This window comes from Rhodospirillaceae bacterium, assembly GCA_002746255.1.
GTDB lineage: Bacteria > Pseudomonadota > Alphaproteobacteria.
In genome coordinates, this window is record NVWO01000015.1 from 1 (window position 1) to 11,378 (window position 11,378).

At 53.5% G+C, this 11,378-nt stretch carries 7 protein-coding genes; all 7 read right to left on the reverse strand.

All coding sequences use genetic code 11. The features are described 5' to 3' along the window. Positions 1–248: 248 nt before the first annotated feature. On the reverse strand, positions 249–1,943 hold the full coding sequence (locus tag COA65_08140; GenBank protein PCJ58198.1) for a hypothetical protein: 1,695 nt from the start codon (positions 1,941–1,943) through the stop codon (positions 249–251). 497 nt (positions 1,944–2,440) lie between these two features. Next, positions 2,441–4,990 (reverse strand): RND transporter, encoded by a 2,550-nt coding sequence (locus COA65_08145; GenBank protein ID PCJ58199.1) that lies wholly within the window; start codon positions 4,988–4,990, stop codon positions 2,441–2,443. Between the two features lie 23 nt (positions 4,991–5,013). Then, positions 5,014–6,126 carry a hypothetical protein gene (locus COA65_08150; GenBank protein ID PCJ58200.1) on the reverse strand — a complete coding sequence of 371 codons (1,113 nt, stop codon included), beginning with the start codon at positions 6,124–6,126 and terminating at the stop codon, positions 5,014–5,016. Positions 6,127–6,603: 477 nt separating this feature from the next. Then, on the reverse strand, positions 6,604–7,647 hold the full coding sequence (locus COA65_08155; GenBank protein ID PCJ58201.1) for a hypothetical protein: 1,044 nt from the start codon (positions 7,645–7,647) through the stop codon (positions 6,604–6,606). Positions 7,648–7,776: 129 nt separating this feature from the next. Next, entirely contained in the window at positions 7,777–8,241 is a 465-nt protein-coding gene (locus tag COA65_08160) for a hypothetical protein (GenBank protein PCJ58202.1), read from the reverse strand. A gap of 197 nt (positions 8,242–8,438) precedes the next feature. After that, positions 8,439–9,593, reverse strand: coding sequence for a methane monooxygenase (locus tag COA65_08165; GenBank protein ID PCJ58203.1), 1,155 nt, complete (start codon positions 9,591–9,593; stop codon positions 8,439–8,441). Positions 9,594–9,737: 144 nt separating this feature from the next. Next, positions 9,738–11,285 carry a methane monooxygenase gene (locus tag COA65_08170; GenBank protein ID PCJ58204.1) on the reverse strand — a complete coding sequence of 516 codons (1,548 nt, stop codon included), beginning with the start codon at positions 11,283–11,285 and terminating at the stop codon, positions 9,738–9,740. Positions 11,286–11,378: the final 93 nt, after the last annotated feature.

The following is an 11,378-nucleotide window of genomic DNA, read 5'->3' on the forward strand; positions in this document are numbered from 1 at the left end:
TCCTCCGCAAACGCTGCGCCGCCCACAAAACCAAGCGCAACAACAAATGCGCCAGCCTGTAGAACCTTGCTTAATTTCAACATTCCAAATCCTCTCAAACTAATGCCCCTTAGGTTCGAATAGACGAATCAAGAAGAAAACAAAGGGAACTTTTCTTGCTTTTCACCTGGCAACAAAGCCCGGTGCTTTTTCCTCTGCAGAAAAAAAACTGGCGGAGCCCGAAGGCCCCGCCAGATGTTTTGACGTTCTTAGAACTGACGCGTCAACCGCAGTACGAACTGGTCCTGGTCCTGGAAGAGACCAAAGACATGCCCGCCATTGCCAAGCTCGCCAGGATTGCCCTGACTTGCCACGTTGCTCGACGGCTGACCCTCTGAGTAGAAGAAATTCACTTCTGCCCGAAGACGCCAGAAATCACCCCAGATGAACTCCACCCAAGGCAGGAAGAACCCGCCGCCATGGGTCAGATCCGTACCCCAAGCGATACCTGGGTTAATCAGATCGTAGTTGTAGTTCATCAACAAGACGATTGTGAAGATGAAGGTGTGCTCGGACGACGCCGCATTCCACCCAGCCGTATCGATGACTTCCTCATTCGGGTCGAAGTCGGTGAGCCAGCGATCAAACAGCTGGAAGGACAGGAAGGAAGGCCGTCCCGTACCGATGTAATCCATCAGGCGAACGCCTGTAGATTCGGCGCGCAACATCCACAGCAACTGACTTTTCTCAGTCGGTGCAAGACCATGCCCGGCACTGCCGAACGCGCCCGCGAAGGCCGCCGCCAGGCCGCCCTGGGCCTGCATATTGGCAATGCCGGTGGCATTGCCAGAGAAACCACGGTTCATCGGACGTTCCGGTGTCCACACAACTTCTGCCGCCAGGGTCCATGGCCCGACGCCAAGCACGCTGAGATCGTAGTTAAACGACATCGCATAGTTGTTAAGGATCGGGAAAATTGCCTGACCCAAAGCACCTAAGCCGCCATTTGCGACGGATGTCGGCCCCTCACCCTTGAAGCCCAGGACCGAAGTCGAAATCGGCGACGCGGCCAGATGGGTGCGAATGAAGGCAAAGGAATAGCCCGTGTAGTTCGACCACGCACCAAGCGTACCAGCCCAGCGGACGGCCCCGGTTATATCGTCCTTGTCGCCCGAACGATGTTCGTAATTGAGCGGCAGGATGGCATCCTGGAAGAAGTTGATGGAATCGAAGGGGTTCGGCTGCCAACGGCCACCAAAGAAGTCAACGGAATTACCAAGATCCCGCCCACGATCCAGACCCGGGCGAATGATAACCTGCAGGGAACCGTCAAGTTCCGGCACCTGAGCAATCACGTTGAACATGATCAACGGTTTCCGCCATTCCTCATTTTCCGGCTCGAAGAAAAGACGCCAGCGAAGGTCGCGGCCATGGAGGATGTCCATCGCCTGGAAGAAGTCCGTCTCGCCCCAGACAACCTGCTGCTTGCCGAGTTTGAAGACGAAACGATCGCCAACATCAAATTCGATGAAATATTCACGAAGCTCTTCTTCGTCCAGCTCTGCCTTAATAAAATTCGGCTCGGCCATGTTGTCGCCGCCGCCCTGCTGGAGAGCATTGAAGAATTTGCCGTCGCGCGTACCGCGATCGAGGCTTCTCAGGAACTCGGTTTCCGCTTCCCGTGAAACACGACCGACGATGCCGATGCGAACGGGTCCGATTGAACCGTCCAGATCAACACGGATGGTCGTCCGCAACATCGAGATCATGTATTTGTCATCGAAAGTCGTGCCTGGCCGGTTGGCGAGGTTCATCGACATCTGTTCGCGGACGTACCCACTGGTTGACCACGAACCTGGGATCCATGGATCGTCGTCAAAGACGATCCCTGCTGTCGCACTGCCAGCGCCAAGAAGGGCCGCTGGAGCAAGCGTCGCCGCCAATAGCATCGAGCGCGCCGGCATCTTTCTAAAAATAGAGTTTTTATTCTTCATCGCCATATTTCCCTAAGGTTTGCAAACACAGCCCGTTACAGGCCAAAGCTACACATATGCACATGTGTAAAAGCCGAATGAATCTTTAAAAAGCCGTAAAGATCCCCCGTATTCGACAATTTCGATTTGTCGATTTCTTCAAACGAACGCACTTTGTAGATCAACTCCCCTAAACGACAGGCCGTTCCCTAAAACGTCCCCGAACACACCAAACGACTGAAAACTTTAAAAACGTCGTCGGCTCAACACGTGCCGGCTTGAAAAACACCGGCTGCTTTTTCGTTACGTAATCTTTCCCGCATGCCCGATAACGGACGGGCCACACAAACGTAACTTACCCCAGTCATTTTTTGCTTGTCCAGCCTTTTGTTAAGGACAGGAGACGGCACAAACCGTGCCGTCTCCTGCTTTTCCTTATTGGCTTTTTTGTGCATAGCAATAAATGGTCTCTTTCTCTGCCTGACCGATCAGCTCCCACTGGCCGGAGCCGTTGCCGGCTCCGCCGACGACCCCGCCACACCGAAGATGAATTCCGGCCGGAAAACATAGGCCATTGCCGGAATGACGAAGAGAGCACTCAAGGCCGATATCGTAAGCCAGACGCACATCAGAGCCCCCATTTCCGCCTGGAACCGGACCGAAGAGAAGGTCCAGAGAATGATGCTGATCACCAGAGTGCTCGCGGTAATCAACACCCCACGACCGGCGCTATGCAGCGCCTTGATAATCGCCGCCATCGGGTCTCTGGTTTCTCGAAGTTCCTCGCGAATGCCATCGGCAATGTAGAACGCATAATCAACGCCCAGGGCAATGCCAAGGGCCGCAACCGGCACGGTGTTGATATTCATGCCGATGCCCTTCATCGTCATATAGCTGAACGTGATCACGTTCGAAAGCGCAACCGGCACCATGAAGAAGAGGGCCGACGAAGCGTTCCGATAGATAGCCGCCGCGCAGAGCCCAATCCAAAGGAGTGCCAGGGCAATGGATTCGAGCTGCTTGGCGAGAATGACCTCGTTCACTGCCCCCAAGACACCTATCAAGCCGCCGGCCAGGTAATATTCGGGATGGGCCTGTGCTGCGATCTCTCCAATGGCGGTACCGCCTTCATGGGCCTCTCTTTTACCGGTCCCACCAAGCACGGCATCGCTGATGCCCCCGCCATAGTCGGAGATTTCATGCGCCATGCCGAAATCTTTCTCAAGTTCAAGCGGGTTCTCTGCAATGTAGTCCTTCAGACGCGCGATGCCGGTGCGGATCGTTGTGCCCCTGTGGTCACGGAACATGAAGCGGATCGAACCTTCGCTGTAGACAAAGTTGTTGAACTTGTCCGCATCCCCAGGCTCGGAACCGGAAAGGTAAAGATAAGCCAGCTCCCCGTTCACCAGAATGTCGTCGCCAATCTCGTAAAAGCGTGGATTGCCTTCGTAGAAAACCCGTTGAATCGCCGGCAGAAGGTCGGCGAGTGAGACGGACCCGCCGATTTCAGGCTGCGCCTCCATGAAACGCTGCAGATTGGCCATGTTCCGGAGAATTTTTGGCGATTTCAACGTGTTCCGAGGCCCTCTCACGACGATAAACATGCGATCGGCCCCACGGTACGTCGTATTGATAACGTCCGAGTCGATGTTGTATTTCGAATCCACCCATAGGATCGGCGAACCTGAATTGGCATCCCCCACCGTGAGGTTAAAGGACATCACCCCCCCCATGATGAAAATCACCAGCGCCGCGATCAAAACCCATTTCCGCGACCCCCTGGCGGTGGCCGTACTCACAGCCAGATTCAGGAATTTAAAGATGGCCGGCTGTAAATCAACCGGATGCAACACGGCTTTCGGGTTTTTCACGTAGCTCAACAGCAGCGGCGTCAGGAAATACGCGCTTATGATGATCGTAAACACCCAGATCGTCCCGGTGATCGCCACCTTTTCAAGCAATGGAATGGGCGTAAGCGCAACGACCAGTATGGCGCCGGCGGAAGTGGCAAGCCCAAGAAAAAGCGGCCTGGTCAGCATCGTCATCGACTGCAGCGCCGCCTTCCTCATGTCCGTGTAGCCGGCGTTGACGTTGTCATCAAATCGAACTGTCAGCTGCAGGGAGTGCGAGATGGCCGTCGCCGTTAACAGAAACGCCACAACAATGACGAGCGGATCGAAGTTGAAGCCCATTAAGGCGACGATCCCCAACGCCCAGGTGCCGGACACAAGACCGGACAGCAAGGGCAGAAGCGTTCCCCGCCAGGTCCGCATGACGAGAAACAGGAAGGCCAGAAGTGCCGCCCAGGTAAGCATGAAAATTGTCATCGTCTCCGGGAAATAATAGTGGACCCAGCCATAGAGCATGGGCTCGCCCACCACCCGGATACGGACCGTGTCGTCCCGTTCCTTGTCCAGAATTTCGTTAATCTTGTTAAAGGCAGGCGTGTATTCCAATAGACGGTCGATGAAATCAACCGTAATCAACACCGAGCGAAGATCCTTGGAAACATAGGTTCCATAAACCGTTCTTGACGTCAGAATTGCGTCGCGAAGCTGGTCGAGCTCCTTCTGGGTCTGCGGAACGCCTTCACCTGCCCGATAGGTTTCCTTGTCCATAAACGGCCGGGTTTCGACACCCGCCGTCGAGGCCTTCACCATTTTCAGCTTGCGACCGGCGATCGAGATAACCTGAAACTGGTTGACCCCTGGAACCTCGCGCAAGTTGAACTGCAAATTCTTGATCTTCTGCAGGAACGGCGTCGTGAAGATATTCCCCTCTTTAGCCTCCATCATGATGGTAATCATGTTCGAGCCGCCGAAGGTTTCCTTATATTTTTCGTTAATCTTAATGTAAGGATGATCCTGCGGCAGAAGATCAGGGAAATAACTTTCAATTTTCGTCTGCGTCGCCACCACAATGCCAAGCGCCAATGTCATGCTTCCCAAAACAATCAGGAAAGCAAGACGGTTGCGGATGGTAAACTCGCACACCACTTCGATGAGCTTCGTCATCCGTTGGTTATAGTCCTTAGCCATAACTCACAGTCCTCCGCAAACGACTAAAAATGTGTTTCGGGGCGGGGAAGTTCAACCCACTCCCCAGAAGCCACCGTCAGAATCCCAGCATCTTCACCGCAGACATATATTTTGCCCGCCATCGGCTGGATGTCGACAAACCAGGGGGATTTAGCAGGATCGATCCGGCTGGCAGTCCAGGTTTCTGCAGACGCATCGCTTTTCACGATAACGCCACCCTCGCCCGTGGCCAGCCATGTTTGATCTTGTTCAACCCATTCAACGTCATAAAGATGTGAGATAGGAACGCCTTCGGCCTCAAGCTGCTCCCAGGTCTCACCCCCATCGCTGGTGATGAGAATCGTGCCCGAGCCACCGACGAGAACACCGTGGTCCTTGTCCCGAAATTTCATGCTGTTGATTGTGTCATAGGCGGGACGCGTTTCCAGCCAGTTGTAGCCACAATCCTTTGTCTGGTTCACGTAGCCATACTCGCCGGTGATCATCCATTCGCATTCACTCAGAATGGCGACGTCATAGAACGAGATGTCCCGCTCAAAGCGGCCGCGACGAATGACGTCCTGATTCACGCGTCGAACACCGCCCGCCAGATCGGTAAAGCGCTCTTCAAAAAAGGACCGATCATAATAGCGATATTGCTGTTCCCAGGTTTCGCCCCTGTCTTTCGTAAGAAGAACTCTCCCCAGGCTGCCAACAGCGATCGCCATGTCCGTATTCGGCACGACACGCACGCGGATCAGCTTGTTGGCAATCTTGGATTTCTCAGATTCTTTTTCCACCCAGGTCTCGCCGCCATCGCTGGTTACCAGGATGACACCGGTGTTGCCCACCACGACGGCGTGATCTTTATCCCACGTCGCGATCGCCATTAAGTTCAAATCTGTTTCGGTCTTTTGAACGACCCAGCTAACGCCGTCATCCTCACTGCGGATGATTTTACCACCATTGCCAACCATCCAGATGATGCCCGGCTCAGGCGTTTGAACGCCATAGTAGCGGTCACGTTCCCCAATCGGGGGAATCTGAACTGGCTCTCCAACCGGCGTCAGCTCGATTTGTGCAAGGCCGTAAAGGCCTACAATGATTGCCCATGGAGCAATCTTTGCCGCTATGCCGCCTAGTTTCCCTCTTTTCATACGTCCTTCCCCTCAAAGGTGTCGTCGTCAAAGCTTCATTAAAGCGAACTCGGCCACCTTACATCGATGACAATTCCCAATACACAGCCCCGCGAACTATGAAACCCGGCCCACAAAAAAAGGACTTTGGGAAAACCAAAGGCCAATCGATCGATTTTCCGGAACACGCCAGAAACCCATTGCGGATTTCAACAGACGTCCCCCCCCTTAGTCGCGTAATTATAAAATCCAAAACTTTCGTTTGGTTTCAACAGCAGTAACGTGAAAAAGGCAATTTCGTCAATGAAGCATTAGCGGTTCCGCTAATCACGCCCGCAACCGCCCCCTATCAGCAAAGCTGCCTCCCAATCAACGGGACAGACATCAATGCTGCAATGCTGCAATGCAGTATTCCTGTTTGTTTTTAACCGTCTACCCCTTGGCTCACCTGTAAAATACCGCAATACATGCGGCGCACAAAAAACAACGGCGATCCCGTTACGATCCCGTTCCGGCAGAGGCGATAAATTCCTCGCGGTGAACATGCGACGGGTCGACATTTTTTTCTTTCAGAACCTTATCCACGGCCTCGACCATCGCCGGCGGGCCGCAAAGATAATATTCATAGTCGGTGAAATTCTCGCCTTCCATCTGCTTCAGAAGGCTGTCCGTGACATAGCCCTTGTCTCCCTCCCAGGATTCATCGGCATTCGCGCAAGCGTAATAAGGGGCAAAATCGGGAAGTTCTTCCTGCAATTGCGCAATTTCATCCTTACAGAAAACATCCCCCGGCTCTGTAATACCGAGAAAGAGGCGAATTCGCTTTGGATAGAACTGCGTCGCAAGCTGACGGATGATCCCAAGGTTCGGCCCAAGCCCGGTTCCACCCGCGATGAAAACCGGCGGACGGTCTGTCAGGCAGTAATGATAGAGACCAAACGGACCACGACCGGGGATGACGTCACCGACTTTCGCGCGCTCTTTCAAATAGGTGGAAAAGGTACCGCCATCCAGAATGCTGATATAGAACTCAATCCGATTTTCCATATTTGGTGTATTCGCGGCAGAATACATGCGCCATTCTTCCGTATCCGGCACACACAAGGCCACGTACTGCCCGGCATTCCAGAACAGCATCTTTTCGTCCTTGTAGTCGACCATCGCCTTAAGAACGAGGTGGTAGACGTTGCCCGAAGGTGACGCCGGCCCAACTTCCAGAATCTCGCCGCCACCTTTTTCCGGAACCGTGACGCGGTCCGAATCATATTCAAATTCGATTTCGACGTCGGAAGTAGGATGCGCCTGGCAAAGCAGAATATGGTCATCCTCCGCCTCCTCAGGCGTGAGGGCAGCCGGATCAAGGGCGCCCATGTCAACCTCGCCAGAAACGAGCCTGCCTTTGCAGGTTCCACAAATTCCCTGCATGCAGTACGCGGGCAAAACGACATTCTGAAGGCTGGCGCCGTGGACAAGATCGTCCGCCGAATCACATTCGAAGCTGATTTCTTTGCCATCTAAAAAGGTGCAATGCACTTTATGCATGGAATAAAAACCTCATACGTCTACCGTTTCAATGTCGCCGTTCGAATTTATGCACCCGCCGGGCCGTCGTTCCACCGGTTGATTTTTATAGGGGACACAACAAATCGAACAGCAAAAAACCAAGTGTCTTCAGGATTTTTTAGGGGAAACTTCCTCGCCATCATCCTCGATGCCGATAAGCCGCGTCGTCAAGATAAATTTGTTGTCAACGGTCAACGCACGCCCGACTGTCGTCGAAAGGTTCACCAGAAAGTCAAAGACGCTGTAGGACCGGCCTAAATCCTCTTCGATTTCGTCAAAATCGAGAACGACCTCTCCATCGCAAGCCACATAGTAGTAAGGACCGCGGTCCTCTACGTAAATCCCTTCCTTATCGGCCAGGTAACTTTCGACGATCGTTTCAATTTCATCCGTCTTCATCAGAGCCATCGACACGGTGTTGGTCGTGCGCAGCTTGTCCTGGCTCATGAATTTTTTCTGGAATGCCTCCGGATCGAAGGTTGCCTCGTCGTACGAAATTTCCTTGTTATGCTCTTCGAAGCTAACTTCTTCCGGCACCTCGATATCTTGCGATTTCTTTTTACCGTCTGCCATTTTTGTAATCCCCCGAGGAAAAATTTCAAGGACAAGGAAGGAGGCCCACCTCCTTTGACGAGGTCAATTTCCTTACCGCAGTAACGGATGCTATCGCAACGAATGTGATATAGAAACCAGGAATCCGGTCCACACATGGCGCCGAAAGCCTGTCACACACTGCGATAAAGACCCGCCAGAATTCAGCCCATCCCGGCTCAAACGGTAAGTTGCTTTGCCTTCTGCAAATCAACCTGCAGTTCGATCGGATCGAGGTATTTTTGCTTCCAGTCCTCCAGAATGCCCGCAAACCGGACCTCCGGTGAAGGAAGACCAATGGCCTCACGGGCTTTTTTGATTTCCGGCCTGTCGAAAACCGGCCGGAAGGCACGAACGCAGGCAAGCGTCTTCGGCAACCATCGGTCCAGCCAGACCTGCATGATTTTGCGGTTCATGAACCCAAATTCTGGATCGCCTCCAAGGATATTGTGGAAAAGATCGAAGTTCCAATCCCGCGCCACATGGTCTGCCCGCTTCATGTCCGGCAAGAACATCCCGGTCAGCGTGTCGCCAAAAAGACCCGCATAATCTTCCATGAGAACCTCACGAACAAACCGGCCATAAAGGGCCTCGTGCGTCAGATAAATAACGAACAGAATTTCGCAATGATCCGAGGTCTGGTCCCACAATTCATCGACCATTTTGATCGCCGGCGCGTAAATTTCGCCTTTCTCCCATAATTCCCGGGAGGATTTGACACCCGCATCAAAGCTGTCGGGCAGCAGTTTTGCCAGAAACAGCCGCTGCATTTGAATCATCTGCGAATTATCAAGCAGGTCGAAAGCCCCGGTGCACGTGGCCGCGCGAATAATATCGCTGAGCACGTCCCGACAAACGGAAGACATGGCGTTGAAGACGCCGTATTCGTGATGGAGAAACCCACCCCAGACCTTTCTGAGAATCTCCTCGCGCCACCAGCCGTCCATGCGGTCGCATGCCTTCATCTCGGCATAAGAGGCCAGACGGCGCTGCAACGTCCGCCAATCGTCCGCTTTTTCCCGTACATAGGGGTACTGCCAGCGCCGATTTGGATCACGAAAAGCGTACCAGTCCTGGCACTTCATTTCCGTGAAATAATTCCCCCAGGTGTCGCGTCCCCCGCTGAATTTTGACGGGAAATCCCCCCAGTCAAGCCCGCCGGGAATCCAGTCCGGATTTGGCTGAGCATAAAGGATCAGCTTCTCATATTCCGTTAGTTTCTTCCCACGCGGCTTCGCAAAATAGACAAGCCCGCGATTGCCCGAAAGCGGCTCCCCTTGAGGATCGTGCTCTGGATAGATCCCCCTTCGAGGGGCTACTTTTTTAATTGCCATTTGAGATACGCTCCCCGCGATTTTATTTTACCCGCTCGCTGTAACGGCAAGGGGTTCGAACAATTATGGCTGCCTGCAACAGAGGCGGGAGGGGATTGTACCTTAACCCCCCGCCGCGATTAATTTCTAGCACACGATGAAGGATCAGCTATGGAACACGCGCAGCGGATCTTCGATGATGCAATTACAGGCGCGAAGGTCATCGACCGTCCACATCCGCTCGGCATTTAGATGCGGTTGCGACATCAATGTGCCGTCTGGGCGCACGCCATGGAACCTCTCGACAAGATCCGCGATATTCCAACCATCGAATTCCTCGAAATAGGTCATCTGGTTCAGATAACGCTCCGGCTCCATAAAGAACATCCGCTCACACATATCCGAGCAGAAGGCATGATTCCGACCGGCGTAATCAACGATGCGCGCCTTCTTCGCCGCATTATAGATGTCCGGCGAAATCGTCGGCATCTGACAGGTGCGGCAATGATAAACGCGAACGTTGTTCTTCTGCAGCCACTGATAGGGAATGAAGTTGCTGGCCGGATCCTGATAGTTCGCACCCTGCCAGACGTCGTAGAACACCCCATAACGGGCGTACCAGCCCGGATAATTTTTCTCAAACCAGTCCGAATCTTTCGCGGTCGGCGGCTCGATGCGAATGTACATCAATGGCCAAAGCGCCGTCGCAACAAGGAAGGCCGAATGGTGGGACCAATAGGCCTCCTGCTTCGCTTCCAGCAGATTGCGCGGCGTCTTGATGCCGAATTTTGCAAGCCGGCCAAGCCACATGGACGCCCAGTCCTGATAGACCCAGCGATCCCAGGTAACAACCCAGGGCTCAACCTTGTTGACAGAACCATATTCCAGCACGGCGCCAACGAACGGCGTGATGAATTTGTTTTGCAGCCAGAACGTATTTTCAAGATCCGTCTGAATGTATTTATGATTTTCCTGGTCATGAATAATCGAAACAATCGTCTGATAGCCGTTCGCCATGTGGCGCAGCTCATCCGTTTCGATGCTGAGGAAAATCGTCGGCGTTACTTCGTCACCATTCGCCGCCGCCCATTCCGTCAAACCGACAATCAGCGGGTTCGTAAAGCAGGCCTCGGCAACCAATTGCAGGTTTAACGAACATTCGACCGGGTCGCCGGCGCAAAAACCGTCCGAAAGGGCGCGCTTGGCAGGCCGCCACAATGGGTTCATGTAGCGGGCACGCCGTGCATCCGAATGCCCAGATGGGTCATAGGTATGCTTCGCCATATAGCTGCTCAGATAGCCAATCTGCGCCGTATGGCGCACTTCGTCCATCGTCTGGGCAAGGTAGCCGTTTTTCAATTCCGGGCTTTGCGTCGCATTCCACAAAACGGCGGTACCAGAAATCGCCGCGTACTCACCCGCCTCCAAAAGCGGGGCACCCAGCTTCATAATCTCATTCCACCGCGGTTCGATGCGGCTGCCGACATTCATACGGGTAAGGCCATCGAGAAGCGTGCCGTACTGGCGCGAATCCTTTTCCTCTTCCATGCGGCAATATTCTTTGGCGATGAGCTTGAACTGTTCGCGCGCGGTCGGATTATAGGTGTACTTCGTCGGGTATTTGCCGCGACGCTTGTCCATATTCCAGCCAAATTCCTGAAGGTACTTGTGAACCTCCTGCGGTTTGACGTCTACCTTTGGAATAGCAACCATCTTCTTCCAATCCCCCCACGCCCCGCCAAAGGGCTGATAAAATCAAATGCTCATTGGAATTCTAATGTTTTGCGACAAAAGAGTCAACCAAAT